The organism is Priestia taiwanensis (assembly GCF_014638355.1).
In the GTDB taxonomy this organism is placed as follows: Bacteria; Bacillota; Bacilli; order Bacillales; family Bacillaceae_G; genus Priestia_D; species Priestia_D taiwanensis.
In genome coordinates, this window is the sequence record NZ_BMFK01000001.1 from 779,458 (window position 1) to 795,887 (window position 16,430).

Annotated in this window: 18 protein-coding genes; 14 read left to right on the forward strand and 4 right to left on the reverse strand. The window is 36.3% G+C overall.

Annotated elements, in window-relative coordinates; all coding sequences use genetic code 11:
• Positions 1–33 precede the first annotated feature (33 nt).
• On the forward strand, positions 34–489 hold the full coding sequence (locus IEV41_RS04165; protein ID WP_188387173.1) for a GNAT family N-acetyltransferase: 456 nt from the start codon (positions 34–36) through the stop codon (positions 487–489).
• Positions 490–499: 10 nt separating this feature from the next.
• Here IEV41_RS04165 and IEV41_RS04170 read toward each other — a convergent pair whose 3' ends face one another.
• Entirely contained in the window at positions 500–1,720 is a 1,221-nt protein-coding gene (locus IEV41_RS04170; RefSeq protein ID WP_188387174.1) for an MDR family MFS transporter, read from the reverse strand.
• A 108-nt stretch (positions 1,721–1,828) separates the two neighbouring features.
• On the opposite strand from IEV41_RS04170, the gene IEV41_RS04175 reads away from it, so the two are divergent.
• From IEV41_RS04175 to IEV41_RS04210, 8 genes are all read left to right on the forward strand, one after another.
• Positions 1,829–3,592, forward strand: coding sequence for an ABC transporter substrate-binding protein (locus IEV41_RS04175; protein ID WP_188387175.1), 1,764 nt, complete (start codon positions 1,829–1,831; stop codon positions 3,590–3,592).
• A 70-nt stretch (positions 3,593–3,662) separates the two neighbouring features.
• Positions 3,663–4,316, forward strand: a complete 654-nt coding sequence (locus tag IEV41_RS04180; RefSeq protein ID WP_205181460.1) for a pentapeptide repeat-containing protein — start codon at positions 3,663–3,665, stop codon at positions 4,314–4,316.
• 15 nt (positions 4,317–4,331) lie between these two features.
• Positions 4,332–5,003, forward strand: a complete 672-nt coding sequence (locus IEV41_RS04185; RefSeq protein WP_188387176.1) for an HAD family hydrolase — start codon at positions 4,332–4,334, stop codon at positions 5,001–5,003.
• A 33-nt stretch (positions 5,004–5,036) separates the two neighbouring features.
• Positions 5,037–6,086, forward strand: coding sequence for a Gfo/Idh/MocA family protein (locus tag IEV41_RS04190; RefSeq protein ID WP_188387177.1), 1,050 nt, complete (start codon positions 5,037–5,039; stop codon positions 6,084–6,086).
• Entirely contained in the window at positions 6,058–6,420 is a 363-nt protein-coding gene (locus tag IEV41_RS04195; protein ID WP_188387178.1) for a class I SAM-dependent methyltransferase, read from the forward strand. The genes IEV41_RS04190 and IEV41_RS04195 overlap by 29 nt, the downstream gene beginning before the upstream one ends.
• A 208-nt stretch (positions 6,421–6,628) precedes the next feature.
• Positions 6,629–7,750, forward strand: coding sequence for an IS200/IS605 family element RNA-guided endonuclease TnpB (gene tnpB, locus IEV41_RS04200; RefSeq protein ID WP_188387179.1), 1,122 nt, complete (start codon positions 6,629–6,631; stop codon positions 7,748–7,750).
• Positions 7,751–7,828: 78 nt separating this feature from the next.
• Complete coding sequence (locus tag IEV41_RS04205) at positions 7,829–8,209, forward strand: hypothetical protein (RefSeq protein ID WP_188387180.1); 381 nt, start codon at positions 7,829–7,831, stop codon at positions 8,207–8,209.
• Between the two features lie 3 nt (positions 8,210–8,212).
• Positions 8,213–8,704, forward strand: coding sequence for a GNAT family N-acetyltransferase (locus IEV41_RS04210; protein ID WP_188387181.1), 492 nt, complete (start codon positions 8,213–8,215; stop codon positions 8,702–8,704).
• A 173-nt stretch (positions 8,705–8,877) separates the two neighbouring features.
• Here IEV41_RS04210 and IEV41_RS04215 read toward each other — a convergent pair whose 3' ends face one another.
• Entirely contained in the window at positions 8,878–9,216 is a 339-nt protein-coding gene (locus IEV41_RS04215) for a hypothetical protein (protein ID WP_188387182.1), read from the reverse strand.
• Positions 9,217–9,634: 418 nt separating this feature from the next.
• Between IEV41_RS04215 and IEV41_RS04220 the strand changes: the two genes are divergently transcribed.
• Positions 9,635–10,528, forward strand: coding sequence for an alpha/beta fold hydrolase (locus IEV41_RS04220; RefSeq protein ID WP_188387183.1), 894 nt, complete (start codon positions 9,635–9,637; stop codon positions 10,526–10,528).
• 54 nt (positions 10,529–10,582) lie between these two features.
• Here the strand turns inward: IEV41_RS04220 and IEV41_RS04225 are convergent, their stop codons facing one another.
• Positions 10,583–10,903 carry a hypothetical protein gene (locus IEV41_RS04225; RefSeq protein WP_188387184.1) on the reverse strand — a complete coding sequence of 107 codons (321 nt, stop codon included), beginning with the start codon at positions 10,901–10,903 and terminating at the stop codon, positions 10,583–10,585.
• A 203-nt stretch (positions 10,904–11,106) separates the two neighbouring features.
• Between IEV41_RS04225 and IEV41_RS04230 the strand changes: the two genes are divergently transcribed.
• Positions 11,107–11,277: a hypothetical protein gene (locus IEV41_RS04230; protein WP_188387185.1), complete on the forward strand. Its 171-nt coding sequence runs from the start codon at positions 11,107–11,109 to the stop codon at positions 11,275–11,277.
• 10 nt (positions 11,278–11,287) lie between these two features.
• Positions 11,288–11,737 (forward strand): DUF6884 domain-containing protein, encoded by a 450-nt coding sequence (locus IEV41_RS04235; protein ID WP_188387186.1) that lies wholly within the window; start codon positions 11,288–11,290, stop codon positions 11,735–11,737.
• 264 nt (positions 11,738–12,001) lie between these two features.
• Here IEV41_RS04235 and fabF read toward each other — a convergent pair whose 3' ends face one another.
• Positions 12,002–13,240 carry a beta-ketoacyl-ACP synthase II gene (gene fabF, locus IEV41_RS04240; RefSeq protein ID WP_188387187.1) on the reverse strand — a complete coding sequence of 413 codons (1,239 nt, stop codon included), beginning with the start codon at positions 13,238–13,240 and terminating at the stop codon, positions 12,002–12,004.
• Between the two features lie 269 nt (positions 13,241–13,509).
• Between fabF and IEV41_RS04245 the strand changes: the two genes are divergently transcribed.
• Positions 13,510–13,971, forward strand: coding sequence for a DinB family protein (locus IEV41_RS04245; RefSeq protein ID WP_188387188.1), 462 nt, complete (start codon positions 13,510–13,512; stop codon positions 13,969–13,971).
• A gap of 161 nt (positions 13,972–14,132) precedes the next feature.
• Positions 14,133–16,256: a DNA helicase RecQ gene (gene recQ / locus IEV41_RS04250; RefSeq protein WP_188387189.1), complete on the forward strand. Its 2,124-nt coding sequence runs from the start codon at positions 14,133–14,135 to the stop codon at positions 16,254–16,256.
• Positions 16,257–16,430 lie beyond the last annotated feature (174 nt).

The window sequence follows — 16,430 nt, forward strand, 5'->3', positions numbered from 1 at the left end:
TACATTGGGGTAGGCGGGAAAGGAGAATGTAAGATGCGGATTATTAATGTAAGGGAACATCCAAAGTATAAAGATAAAGCAATTTCATATTTTCAACGTAAATGGGCAGATGAAGACAATAAGAGCATGTATGACGATAGCATTACACATAGTATTATGACGGACAATCCACTTCCGATTTGGTATGTGATGGAGGACGATAATCAGATTATTGGCTGTGCAGGACTTGTTACGAATGATTTTATTAGTCGTATGGATTTGTGGCCGTGGATATGTGCTATTTATATCGAAGAAAGTTATCGTGGTAGAGAATTAGGAAAAGAATTGTTAATACAGGCGAAAATAGATGCACATAAAGCAGGGTTTCAAAAAGTTTTCTTATGTACAGACCATGTTGGTTATTACGAGAAATATGGATTCACGTATATAGGGGATGGCTATCATCCATGGGGAAATAGTTCGAGAATATATGAAAGCAGTTGTAAATAAAGGTTATCTCCTAGGTGGAGATAACCTTTGTTTTGATTGAAGCTTTTGTTTCGATACGTCGAACAAGTAAATACTGCGCAGTACAACCGATGAGAAGCATCGTTGCTGTTAGATAAAATAATGCCAAACCACCTAAATCTACTAAAATCATGCCTCCGGTAAATGGGCCAATCATTCTTGAAATGTCCCAATGCGTACCGTATATGGAGAAGTATGTCCCACGTAGTGTCACTGGTGCCAATTCAGAGACGAATCGTAAGAAGTGGTTTAATCCAATACTTTCTGCGATGACTAATATAACTTGTATACATAGTAACATCCATAATGATGACGAATATCCATATCCAAGCGCTGCAAGTATATAACAACTATACGTAATAAGGGTAATATTCTTCATGGAGAACCTTTCTGCCCATTTCGTTAATACGAATTGAAAGACAATATCGAGTATTGCTTTTACAGTTGCGATTGTCGTTAAGATAAGTAAGTAATCAGAGAACATCTCTTTCATATAAAGTGGATACGTCGATTCTTTCTGTGCGTAGAAAAAGCTAATTGGTAACGAGAATGCCATCAATCCTAACACGTATCGATGTGTAACTATTCGTTCTTTCCATGTAATGACCGAACGTGGGGTATGTGTGTCTCTTTTGTATTCTGGTGCTGTTTCAGGTAGTTTTACGAGAACAACGAAGAAATAGAGTATTAATGCGATTGCTTCACATGCGAATAAGAGAGATGGATCTGTAGTAAAGACAAAATATCCAATAATTGGACCAATCGAGAATCCTATTGCTCCAACTGTATTAATAAGCGCAAATACCTCTGATCTCTTACTAGATTCAACAGAGTCTGCTATTTGAGCACGGGAAGCAGGAATATAAAGTGCACGTCCCATTCCATTTAATAGGTACATTCCAGCAAATAACCAGACAGACTCTGCAAAGATAAATCCAGTCATTGCCATAGCTTGTAAGAATAAAGCTACTAGAATGATTTTCTTACGTCCAATACGATCGGTCATCGTTCCACCAAGCAATGTAAGAATAATTTCGCTAAGTGGTTGCATCGCAACAATAATCATTGCAAGTAAGATATTGCCGTCTAACTTATCATGCAAGAAGAGTACGATAAAAGGAGCAATCATAGCACCCGTCGTACTTGTTAATAATTCTCCAACAAGTCGTATCCAAATAAGTTCATTATATCGATCTATCCATTTGTGTATCATATTCTACATCTCCTTTCTGTATAAAAGGAGTATATATTGGAAGTAGATTGGTAAAAAGGGTAGAATCGAAGAGGAGAATTTTTCATCTTTTTATATAGGGGAGTTAATATGGTAACGTTAGAACATTATGTGCGCTTATGGCTGGCACAGGAAGCACATGTGAGATGTGGAGTAGCATATGATATATCGTTACAGCTCATTTCGGACAAGCTTTTTTGTACGATACGCAACAGTAAGCTAATTATAAAGAAAATGGAAGAGGCAGGGTGGATTGTATGGATCCCTGGAAAAGGAAGAGGAAACAGCTCTAAAATTACGTTTCTTAAGAATACCGAACAACTTATCTTTAGTAAAGCACAAGAGCTAGTAAAACAAGGGAATATAAAAGCGGCGAATAAGGTAATTGATACGTATCAAACGATGTTTGGGACTCTACGCTTACAGTTTGATACTTGGATACATACGTTATTTGGATATCATGTTGAAAGGGAAAATGACGCACAATATGATGTACTTCGCTTAAGGATGGAATTAGGTCATACCCAATTAGACCCAGTACATATTACGCTTCGATCCGAATGTCATTTTGTGAAACATATATGTGATACACTTGTCCACTTTAATTGTACGACAAATACAATTGAACCACACATCGTGTTTCACTGGGAGAAGAGTATGGATAGTTTGGAATGGACTTTTTACATTCGAAAAGGCATTACGTTTCATCATGGGAAAAAGTTAGATGCACATGATATTTTGTATACATTTGAACGTTTTTTATTCCATGAGGACAATAAGTATAAGTGGTTACTGGAAAATGTTGAATCAATGCAAGTCATCCAAACACATTGCTTTAAGATAAAACTCAAAAAGGAAAATGCATTGTTCTTACATTTTTTAAGTGACGAGCATTTATCTATTTTACCAAAAGAGGAATTTGAACGGAACTTAGATACAGATTTGATTGGGACAGGATCCTTTCAACTGCTTCGAAATGATGATTCGATGTTTGTTATACAGGCGTATGAACATTATTTTCGTGAAAGGTCGTTCTTAGACCGTATAGAGATTTGGAACATGGAAGAAGACAATTACTTAGATGATATATCGTTCGGGATGACAGAGCACCATGAAGGGGATTCTTCGTGGAAGCATCATATCCAACGAGAAACAAACGTTACGTATATTAGTTTGAATGCAAATAAAAGTGGTCCAATGCAAAATAAATATTTTCGTAAAGCACTGCAACAAATTATTAATCGGGATAAGTTAATAGAGCAACTACGAGATTTTCGTGGAGAACGTGCACCAAGTTTCATATCTTCACCGGGTGACAAAAATGAACTATATACAGTAGAGTATTTGCTAGAAAGGAGTAATTATCAAGGAGAATTACTACATATCGTTACGTTCGCTGATAAAGATCACATGGAAGATTGTACTTGGATTCAAGAAGAGTGTGCTAAGTATGGAATTAACATAGAACCAAAATTCGTGTGTGCAGAAGAATTACTGCAACCTTTGACACTTCAATACGCAGATCTTATTCACGAAAGCGCAACGATAGGTGGACAAGTGGAACTCAGCTTCTTACATTTATTATTATCATCAAGTGGTCCTGTGTATCATCATATCGGATCTAGCATGCGAGAATGGATGTGTCATCATATACAGGAACTATTGGCAATGGAGAAGGAAGAAAGGAACCGTATGTTCAATGAAATGGAATATATTCTTATAGATGAAGGGAACTTACTTCCTCTTTATCGTCATAATGTACATATTGAGCATCATGAAACAGTACAAAATGTTCAGTTGAACGCAGAGGGATGGATTGATTTTCATCATATTTGGTTCAAAGAGCGAAAGTGAGTTCGGTTTTTTACACATTTAAACAGGATTCGACGTGTGGTTTGCAGAATAGTAAGGGTGGTGATGTTAGGTGAAAAATGAACGAAAGATTGCTATACAAAAGCCGAAAGTAAGAAAACAATTATCGGCGTTATCGTTGGAAAACCGCACATTTGAATATGAAGATATAGTTGAAATTGGACGAGTAGAAGGTACTATTATTCGTTATCAAACAGCAGAAAAAGTAATCTTTAATGAAATTGTATTTCAAGATGTTGTATTTGAGGATGTGTCGCTTAAGTATGTGGAGTTAACAGACGTAATATTTGAGAAGTGTGATTTGTCCAATGTGGATTTTAGCAATGCCATTATGCACCGTGTTCTTTTTAAAAATTGTAAACTAGTAGGAACAAACTTTGACGGTGCGCATTTACGGAATATCTTCTTTGACACATGCAACGGGAACTATGCCTCTTTTTATTTTACGAACTGTAAACAAGTGAAGTTTCAAGAGTGTGTATTGAACCAAGCGGATTTTGGAAATGCAACACTACAGAAAATAGAATACGGCAGTTCAATTATTGATAAAGTGCAATTTTTCATGACTCCGTTGAATGGCATTGATTTAAGTGATACGAAATTCGATACGATTGGAGTAACAGCTGAATACTTAGAAGGATGTACCATTTCAGCAGAGCAAGCAGTAGCCTTCTCACGAGCATTAGGATTAATCATTAAAGAATAGTAGGAGATGAAGAAGATGATAAAATCATTAATCTTTGATATGGATGGTACGCTGTTTCAAACAGATAAAATTTTAGAGACAGCATTAGAAGATACCTTTGTACATTTAAGAACAGTAAACGTATGGGACAAAGAAACGCCAATTGAGAAGTATCGTGAAATTATGGGTGTTCCGTTACCAGTTGTGTGGGCAACATTATTACCACATCAGTCTAAAGAAATTAGGCATGAGGCAAATGAGTTGTTCCATGAAAAACTAATTTACCACATTGAGCAGGGGAACGGTGCACTATATCCACATGTTGAAGAAGTGTTTCAACAGCTGAAAGAGAATGGCTATCACTTATATATAGCAAGTAATGGCTTAGTGAGTTATCTGCAAGCAATTGTAGCACATTATCGTTTAGACAAATGGGTGACGGAAACCTTTAGTATTGAACAAATAGACTCACAGAATAAAAGTGATTTAGTTGGAGTGATTATACAGAAGTACAACATTCACACAAGTGCTGTTATTGGGGATCGATTATCTGATATCCGAGCTGCAAAGGATAATGGATTGATTTCGATTGGATGCCGTTTTGATTTTGCACAAGAAAATGAGCTTGCACAAGCCGATATTGTGATAAATAGCTTGACAGAATTGAACGAAGCAATTGAAAGATTGAATAAGGTGCACATTGAATAGACAGAATTATTAATCTTGGAGGTCGAAGATACGATGCGAGTGGGGATTATTGGTGGAGGTTTTGGTTTGAAAATTCAGGCACCCATTATTGAAACACATCCGTTCATGAAAGTAGTAGCTGTCAGTACAGTAAAGAGGCATCAGTTACCAAAAGAATTGCTAGAGGCGACGAATGACTTCATTCACTATGAAAACTGGAGAGAAATGTTGGATCAAGAAGAATTAGATATCATCTTCGTTAGTTCTATGCCAATGCATCATTATGAAATGGCTAAATATACAATAGAAAAAGGTATCTCTATTGTGTGCGAGAAGCCTTTCACAGTAACTAGTAAAGAGTCGCTGGAACTATGTGAATTAGCAGAGCGTAATGATGTGAAAGCGTTACTTGATTTCGAATGGCGTTACTTACCGATTCGCCAAAAAGCAAAAGAAGCAATTCTGCAAGGTGATATAGGTGACGTGAAGCATTTCGAGTATCATGTTTCGTATGCAGAGTATCAGAAATTAATAAAAGGAAAACGCGGGTGGATAGACGAGAAGGAACAAGCTGGTGGTATGTTAGGTGCATTAGGATCGCATATGATTGATAGTTTGAGATGGTTTACAGAGAGCGAAGTACATATGGTAAATGGCTTCATACATACGCACGTACCAGAAGCTGGCGAAGAAGTGCGTGATGCAGATGATGCATTTTTCATTCATGGCAAAATGAAAAGCGGTTCAACGTTTTCTATTCAATTCCTATCGGGTATTCATCACGGTTTTGGATCGCAGTTACGAATATTCGGGAATGAAGGAACTATTACGGTGACAAACGATAAGCATCTACATGTTGCGAAAGGAAAGGAAGAATTAACAGAAATGCGTATTCCTAGCACAGATATTCCTAGTTACCTATCAGAGAATGCAAAGCGTTATTATCCAGCCTTCTATCCATTTTTAGAAAAAGTGTATACGTATATTACGATGAATATGTTGGACAGAGATTTACCAACGTTTGTAGATGGTCATGCAAATCAAATCATTCTTGATAAAGTGAGGGGATTACAAAATGGATGCGAAAGTATTGACGACGAATAAGCAAAGTTGGAATGAAGTAGCAGAGCGCTTTTACGGACGAAATCCACTTCCAGAGTACGGTCCACTAGCACCTACTGAAGTGGAATTGAATTTATTTGGTAATGTATCGAATTTAAACGTCTTAGATATTGGATGTGGAAGTGGACATTCGCTGGAGTACATGCTTAATAGAAATGTAGCCGAGGCATGGGGAATCGATTTATCGACTAAGCAAATTGAAGCAGCGAGAAATTTATTGGGTGGACGTGCAGAATTGTTTGAAGCACCAATGGAAGAAAATCCTGGTATACCCCATAACCATTTTGATATCGTGTATTCCATTTATCTGAAGTAGGCGAGAATACCCCTTCCTCAAGGAACGTGAAGGACGTAGTCTATTGAGTAGGTGGGGGATGAATCGCCTTCGGACAAGGGATGGCATTACGCCATCTCGATTGTTCGACATATATCATGAGATTGGAAAATTTGACTTAATCATTTTGTTAGCTTTCGAATGTGTGTTCTTTGTATAATGAATATACATTCGAAAGGAGGTGGAATCAATGTTGGTTAATAAGGCATACAAGTTTCGTATATATCCAAACAAAGAACAAACGACTCTAATCAATAAAACGATTGGCTGTTCTCGTTTTGTATTTAATCATTTCTTGTCTTTGTGGAATAACACCTACAAAGAAACAGGAAAAGGTTTAACATATGGTGCATGTTCTTCTCAACTTCCTGCAATGAAGAAGGAACTTGTTTGGTTGAAAGAAGTAGATAGTATCGCAATTCAATCATCAGTTCGCAACCTTGCGGATGCTTACACACGTTTTTTCAAGAAGCAAAATGCTGCTCCATGTTTCAAATCGAAGAAGAACAACGTACAATCTTACACAACAAAACAAACGAATGAAAACATTGCTATTATGGACAACAAGATTAAATTACCGAAGTTAGGTCTTGTTCGCTTTGCCAAAAGTCGTGAAGTAGATGGACGTATCTTAAATGCTACAGTTAGGCGTAATCCTTCTGGTAAATACTTTGTGTCATTGTTAGTTGAAACAGAAGTTGAAGAACTTCCGAAATATGGTTTTTACGTAGGGGTTGACGTTGGATTGAAAGATTTTGCCATCCTGTCAAATGGAGTAAGGTATGAAAATCAGAAGTTCTTTCGAACATTGGAAGAAAAATTAGCGAAAGCACAACGGATTCTTTCAAGAAGAACGAAAGGTTCTTCTAACTGGAATAAACAACGAATAAAAGTAGCAAAAATTCATGAACACATTACTAATGCAAGAAAAGACTACTTGGATAAAGTCTCAACTGAAATCATCAAAAACCACGATGTAATCGGTATAGAAAACTTACAAGTATCAAACATGTTGAAGAATCACAAATTAGCAAAAGCAATTAGTGAAGTATCATGGTCTCAATTTCGAACGATGTTGGAATATAAAGCAAAGTGGTACGGTAAGCAAGTAATTGCAGTATCTAAAACATTTGCATCCAGTCAACTATGTTCATCTTGTGGATATCAAAATAAAGACGTTAAGAATCTAAATCTTCGTGAATGGGATTGTCCTGCTTGTAAGATACATCACGATAGAGATATTAATGCAAGTATCAATCTAAAGAATGAAGCTATAAGGATTCTAACCGTAGGGACTACGGAGATAGCCTAATAAATTAGAGTTCGATAGAACTCTTTATTTAGGAATCCTCCACTTTTAAACGAAGTGAAAGTGGGGGGAGTTCAAGCGTTGGGTTGGACGACAAATTTGCATCAAACAATTGAGAATGTGCACCACTATTTAAAAAAAGATGGCGTATTCATCTTTAGTTGGGAACATCCTCTTTACAGCCGCGTTCACTACAATGATAATATGCTAATGATGGATAAATCGTATCACGAAGAAGGACCATATGATCATGAAGCATGGATTCATCCAGCTATTATGCAACAATATAAACTTAGTACATATATCAACACATTAGTTGAATATGGTTTTATCGTTGAAAGAGTAATAGAAGATGTATGTCTGTCAGAAGAAGATAGGAAAAGAGATGTTAACAGTTGGTACTCATTTGAAAAGGCAAGTTACATCCCAACAACGATAATTATGAAATGTCGGAAGGTGTAAACAGTGCTACAAACAAATAGATGTGAATTACGAGTTATATCTGGAACTGATTATGTGCATATGAGAAAACTCTATATGAACGAGAAAGTAAGGGAGTTTTTAGGTGGAATTGTTAATGAAGATGGCGTTGCAGCACGTTATAAATTAATGATGGAATCTCCAAATATTCATCTGCATTGGAGTGTGTATACAAAAGACGGTAACGAATTCATCGGATTAGTATGTTTTGATACATATCATGATGGTGTGAAGATGGAAATTGGCTATCAGTTTTTACCGGAATATTGGGGACAAGGATATGCAAAAGAAGTGATTAGTGAATTAGTTCATCATGGATTAGTAACATTACACTATCCAATCATTGTAGCAGAGACACAATCTGCAAATATAGCATCTTGTAGACTGCTTGAACGTATAGGAATGACACTCATCCACACATTGGAGCGCTTCGGTGAGAAGCAGTCTGTATTTGCTATACAGAAAGAGAGTTTATGAAAATATTAGTCATTATTTAGGTGATTGAACGAATGTAAGATACATACAAATCAGCCCATCATTAAGTCTAACATGGGCTGATTTGTACGCAATTGTCCTAGTGTCTCTTTATTAAAAAATACGCTTACAAACAAACAATTTTTTATTTTTCCCTTACCTATATAATTTGGTAATTAACAGCGAATAACTGTTCCGCTATAACAAACGATGTAATAGTTTCCAAGTTCAATAATGGATTCTTTTTGTACAACGCCTCTAAAGCCTTCTTTATCGTAGTAATTTACTTCTTCTGGTATATCCGCAATGGTTTTATACTGTGACTTTTTATAGAAAACATGATGGTGCTTTACAGCTCTTTCTTCAGGAACAATTGATGGACGTGGTTCAGTAATTGTTGAACGAACGGTGGTCGTATCGACTTCTGCCGCACTTACAGCACCTGTACTTGCAAATCCTACTAATCCACTCATGCCAATAGTTGCTGCTAATGAATATGTTACTAGTTTTTTCATTTGTCATTCCCCCGAATGTACAATTTTTTGATGGAAAGTGTGCGCTCTCACATTCCAACATATATTGAAAGCTTTCACCTAAGACATTACATAAGGGGTTCTCTTTTGTAAATATATGGTTTTTAATGGTGTGAGAATTATTATCATTAGAAATGTATAATAAAGCACTATGAACTATGCTGAAAAAGCAATTAATTATACAAAAGCTTACTCCTATCGAAGGAATCACTAGAAAGAAGGAATATGATATTTCATATATATACTGTTACTTTCATAATTAATAATTATGTCTAATTTGTGACTCTTTTGTCTAACAGAAAAAGAGAGAAGATATTCGTGACAAAATAAAGCGAGGAATATGCTTATTCAAAAGGAGTATACATAAATAACAGGAACGAATATGTAGTGAGGTGAATAGATGAAGGGGAAGATGATACATATTCGAGGAAAAGATTTGTATATAGAGGAACATGGGGAGCGAGAAAATCCAGCTGTATTGTATTTGCATGGTGGGCCTGGGGAAAGTTGTTATGATTTCTCTTATCATCAAGCAGATAGATTAAAAGATTCCCTCAGAGTAATAACCTTGGATCAAAGAGGTGTTTGCCGATCTGAAGGGCTATTAATAGGAGAAAAGCTAAGGTTGATGGATTTAATTGAGGATTGCGAGGCGATAAGGGAAAAGTTATTTATTGATAAATGGTCGGTTATTGGGCATTCATTTGGCGGCTATTTAGCAGTACTATACGCGTGCCTATATCCAACTTCTATCGAAAAAATAATTCTAGAGTGCCCAACGTTCGATTTTGAGCTAACTGCGAAAAGTTTATTACGGAAAACGGCTTGGTTATTCGAAAAATATGAGGAAAAAGAATTAGCAACTTTATGTCAGCTGGCATGTAAAAGCCATGTCTCGCCACGGGAACTTGTGGAAACATACATCGATTTAAGCTGTGAACTAGGAGATAAGCGGGCTGAAATTTATGTGCATAATAACCTTGTTACAACAGACTATTCCTTGTACTCAAGTTCAGAATGGGAAGAATTTGATAAGAAATCAGATGAGCATTTTCTTCAATTACGTGAAGAAGGAGCTATTTTCAGCTCGCTACTACCAAGGTTAAAAGAAGTAAAGCAACGAGTTTTGTTAATTATAGGGAAGTATGATACTGTAACATGCGAAGTTCAAAAGCAATCTTTTCTCCAATATGTGAAGAGAGCGGAATTAGTTGAATTTGAACATAGCGCACACTCTCCACACTATGAAGAGGCAAGTAGATTCAGTCACATCATCAAAAAATTTTTTACATAAAGAAAAGGTTGTCTATTTTTATAAAGTAGACAACCTTTTCTTTATGTAACGAGATTATTCAGCAATAATCTCGTATTCGCTATCTTGAAGAATTAAAATTTGCATTTTTTCGTTTGCATTTTGTACGTTGATTAAGTCATATGCACTTAAAGGACGAAGTTTTTGTTGAGAAGCATTTACCATACTTTCTACAGAGTCTAATAAAATGTCTTCATCAATTCCTGCATCGAATAAAGAAACTTCATTCATTTCAAATACACATGTGTAGTAATTATTTAAATCACTGCTTGATGGATTTTGTTCTTTTACTTCAATTAAGTCTTTTACTGTTTCTAAATGCTCTTCTTTTGCTTGATAAACACGAATTTTTGCCATGTTTGCTGCACCTCTTACTTTTTTCATTATATTGCCGTTATTATTATACCTCTAATGTTAAGAATAACCAACAAGAAGTGAAAATTAATAACAAAACCACTTAGAAATCGTTAAAACAATTGAACGTATAGATGAAAAGTATAATACAATATAAATTAATAGGTACTTGTCGTGGTAAAAGGTAAGAGAGGATGAAATATGGAATGAATAAGTTTCATTGCTGTGCAACCTGTACTCATTTTCAAGCAAAGAAACAATCAAACGGTATGAAATATTTGTGCGTACGATTAGGGTATGAGACAAAGCCAACATATACATTTAATTGTTGGGATCCAAAAGAATCTGTACGTAAATTAATGAATAAAAGAAAGTAGAGTAAAGAAGATGAAGCGATTATGTATTATTCCGTGTGGAAAGAAAAAAATTTGGGACGTTATTCCTGAAGTGGGCCCAACAATTGCGAAGCAAGTATACATTAGCCCTTTTGGAAAAGCGTGTCAGGAGTATGCTTCTACTTTTTTCTGTACATGGGTAGTTTTATCAGCTAAGCACGGTTTTTTATTTCCGGATGATGTAGTAGATGAGAACTATGACTTAGCATTTGATTCGAAAGACAGCAAGGTTATTACGGGAGAAGAGCTATATGAGCAAATGATTAAGAAACAGCTAATAGAATATGATGAAGTAGTTGTACTAGGTGGTAAGAAACATTATAGAGTAGTCGAGAATCTTTATCCAAAAGAGAAATTAACGTTTCCACTGCAAGGCTTGAAGGGTATTGGTTATATGCTTCAACGATTAAATAGAGCAGTCGAAGAAGAGAAGGAAATATAAATGTTGGGTATTAATAGTCCATTTATGTAGTTTTTGGTATATCTATGTCATGCATTGCAATAGCAAATAGGCTACTGTACAATATGAATTAGGAGAGTGAGTTTGCTAGATGAAAAGAACAAGATTCTTTATCGTGTAGTGAATATTGCTGTTAAATAGTTGGCGCTTTTTAACGAATAAAGGCTATACCTTTGTACACTAGTACAGAGGTATAGCCTTTTCTTTATATAAAGAAAGGTTTTCTAACTTGAACAACCTAACTAATTAATTTGTATATTTTTTCATTAGAATAACGGCATTATGACCACCGAAACCAAATGAGTTTGATAACCCGATGTCCGCATCAGCTTCACGAGCAACATTAGGAACGTAGTCTAAATCGCATTCTGGATCAGGATTTTCTAAGTTGATCGTTGGCGGAATGATACCGTCTTGTAACGTTTTTACTAATGCAATTGCTTCAATAGCACCTGAAGCTCCTTGCATATGACCAATCATAGACTTATTTGATGTAACTGGAATGGTGTAAGCACGTTCTCCGAAGACTTTCTTAATAGCTAATGTTTCAATACGATCACCTAGAATTGTACTTGTTCCGTGCGCGTTAATCACATCTACTTTATCTGGTGAGATATTTGCACTTTCTAATGCTTTTGTCATAGCTTTGTATGCCCCTTGTCCTTCTGGATGTGGTGACACAACGTGATGGGAATCAGAGCTTATACCATATCCAATGATTTCAGCATAAATTTTTGCATTACGTTTTTTCGCATGTGATAGTGATTCAAGCATAAGGATTCCTGCACCTTCAGACATAACGAATCCGTCACGATCTACATCGAATGGACGACTCGCTTTCGTTGGTTCATCATTGCGAGTAGATACTGCTGTAGCGTTTCCAAAACTCGCCATGCCAATTTCGTTAATCGATGCTTCTGTACCTCCAGCAAACATGACATCCATTTCACCATTACGAATTAATTTAAACGCCTCTCCGATAGCAGTGTTACCAATAGCGCAAGCGGTTGCAGGTGCAATCGTCGGACCAGTCGTTCCCCATTTAATACTAATTTGTGCCGCAGCCATATTATTAATAAACATCGGTACTAATGATGCCTGTACTTTTCTTGGACCTCTTCTATTATGTACTTTAATGTTACGTAGTAATGTTTCAATACCGCCAATCGCAGACCCGACGTATACCCCAATACGATCAGAATCTAATAATTTCATATCGAGTCCTGAATCTGTCCACGCTTGATCCGCCGCTGCTAAAGCAAATTGACAGAAACGATCTAAGCGCAGTGTTTCACGTTGTTCAAAGAAATCAGAGGCGCTAAAGTCTTTAATTTCTCCTGCAATCTTTACTTTGTAGTTTTCTGTATCAAATGTATCGATAGGAGAAATTCCTGATTTCCCTTCTACTAAATTTCCCCAAAATGTGCCGACAGTATGTCCTAGAGGGGTGATTGCTCCCATACCTGTTATAACTACTCTTTCCACTGATGTATCCTCCTCTAATAAATGTATCCATACCTAGTTTGTTTAAACGTATGATTACAAATAATAGATTATCATATAATAGGAATATTAGGGGGATTATTTCATAGATATTTGTAAAACTTTGTCGATAGAGGAAAAATAAAACGCAATGTAGGTATATGTGTTTATTTGATTTGCTAGAAAAATTAGTCTGAAACACATATATAATTCTACGTTTATTTCTTTTGTTATGAAATTTGTTAACATATAATGTAAATGGAGGTGGAGACATGATCCATTTGTTTCAATATAACTGGCAAATTCGTGATGAGTGGTTTACACTATGTGAACAATTACCCGAACGAGAGTTACGGAAAGAACGAGTTGGCGGGCCAGGAAGTATTCTTTATACGCTATTTCATATTGTAGAAGTAGAGCATAGCTGGATATGTGCAATGCAAGGAAAGCCAGACATACCAATTCATTTTGAAAATTATCAATCGCTAGAGGCAGTGAAAAAATTATCAGATTCTCTTCGATTAGATAGCGAGCCGTATTTGTTAGATTGGAGTGAGAACATAGAGCAAGAACAAGTGTACATATCATGGTTAGAAGAAACATTTTTAAAGGGAGAGGTCATTAGACATGTAATTGCTCATGAAACCCATCATATCGGACAACTATCTATTTGGACTAGAGAATTAGGGATTGAACCTGTATCCGTACACTTTGTTGGTAGAAATCTAATGTAAAAGAGTAAGATAGTATAATTGAATCCTGAATAGATAAGAAAGTTTGTTTTAGAGGGCTACAAAATTGAAAATTACGTCACATGTACATTATCCCTATGAAAGTACTGGGAGAAAGTGATACTATGGTAACATAGTTGTTTGAAAAGGAAGGTGAACGTAACATGTTCGCAAAAGCACAAGAAATGCTCCAAGCGTACTTTGGATACGAGTCATTCCGACTGGGGCAAGAAAAAACAGTTAGCAATGTTCTTTCAGGAAACAATACGATGTGTATTATGCCGACAGGGGGCGGGAAATCGATTTGTTATCAAGTTCCTGCTCTTGTGATGGAAGGAACAACGTTAGTTATTTCTCCGTTAATATCGTTAATGAAAGACCAAGTAGATGCACTAGAGCAGGTTGGTGTTGCTGCGACATATATAAACAGCTCTATTAGTGGAAAAGAGGCGTATGAACGGATGAAAGGTGCGAAAGAAGGACGGTATAAACTACTGTATGTTGCACCAGAACGTCTTGATTCAATCGAGTTTTTAGAACAAATCAAGGATATGCATATTCCTTTAATCGCAGTGGATGAGGCACACTGTATTTCTCAGTGGGGACATGATTTCCGTCCTAGTTATTTACATATTCATGAGGTGATTAATAGCTTACCCCAACAACCTATTGTATTAGCGTTAACGGCAACTGCGACACCACAAGTCCAAGAAGATATTTGTCGGTCGTTACATATTGAGTTAGACAATACAGTGATGACAAGCTTTGAACGAACAAATCTCGCATTTTCTGTTATAAAAGGACAAGACTCAAATGCGTATTTGTTCGATTATATTCATAAGAACAAGAATGAAGCAGGTATTGTTTATACAGCGACACGTAAAGTGGCAGATCAATTATGTGATCATTTACAAAAAGAAAACATCCGAGTGGCGAAGTATCATGCTGGAATGTCCAATGCCGAGCGAATGGAGCAACAAGATCGTTTCTTAAATGATGAAGTAGAAGTAATGGTTGCGACGTCTGCTTTTGGGATGGGGATTGATAAGAGTAATATTCGTTATGTTATTCATTATCAATTACCGAAAAACATGGAAAGTTATTATCAAGAAGCAGGCCGTGCTGGTCGAGACGGTCTAGATAGCCAATGTGTCTTACTCTATCGTTCACAAGATGTACAAGTACAGCGCTTCTTAGTTGAGCAATCGGCGAACGAAGGAAGATTTACAAGTGAATTAGAAAAACTTCAACAAATGGTCGATTATTGCCATACTGAACAATGTCTTCAAGCATACATTTTACATTATTTTGGTGAAGAGCATACCGAATCGTGTGGAAGGTGTGCAAATTGCACGGATGAGCGAACTAGTATGGATGTAACGAAGGAAGCTCAAATGGTTTTATCTTGCGTTATTCGTACTGGTCAACGCTTCGGAAAAACGATGATTGCTCAAGTACTGACTGGATCTAAAAATAAAAAAGTGCTAGATTTCCGTTTTCACGAGCTAACTACATACGGTATTCTCTCACATAAAAGTGTGAAAGAAGTCAATGATTTCATTGAATTTCTTATCTCAGAAGAATATATCCGAGTAGAGCACGGACAGTTTCCAACGATTCTTGTGACGCCATTAGGGAGAGATGTATTACTTGGGAACATTCTAGTCCAGCGCAAAGAAGCACTACATATTAAACAAATTGTGAAAGATAATCCTTTATTTGAGGAATTACGCCATCTCCGTAAGGAAATTGCAGATGAAGAGAATGTACCACCATTTGTTATTTTCTCCGATCAGACATTGCAAGACATGTGTGTACGATTACCTAAGACAGTAAATGAACTATTATCAGTTAAAGGTATAGGTGAGCGGAAGAAAGAGAAATACGGAGAGCGTTTTGTACAAGTTATCCATGCATTTTGTGAGGATAATCCTACATTCCAAGCAGAGTCTGTTGAAGTACCAGTAAAAAAAGAGCGTGCAAAAGCGACGAATAATTCTCATTTAGCTACATACGACTTATATAAAGGTGGGAAAACCATTCAAGAAATTGCCGTGGAGCGAGGATTAAGTCCTTATACAATTGAAAATCACCTTGTGAAATGTAGTGAAGAAGGATTAGAAGTAGACTGGCTCGCACTCGTACCAAAAGAATACGAAGTGTTAATTGGGCAAGCAGCTGAGAAAACAGGATATGGAAAAGAAGGATTAAAAGCAATTAAAGAACTGCTACCAGAAGAAATAACATACACGATGATTAAGGCATACTTATTTGCACATAGAAAATGATAGAGAGAACACGGTACGAATTGTATCGTGTTTTTTATTTGACCTACATGATAGAAAAAGTTTACAGTTGCTATATATTATCAGAAAATTCCGTTTGAAGAGCAGGGAGTATCGATGAATAAAATATCGTTGAAATCATCATCGAAAGGCATTAGATATTCTACCTCTGTTTTC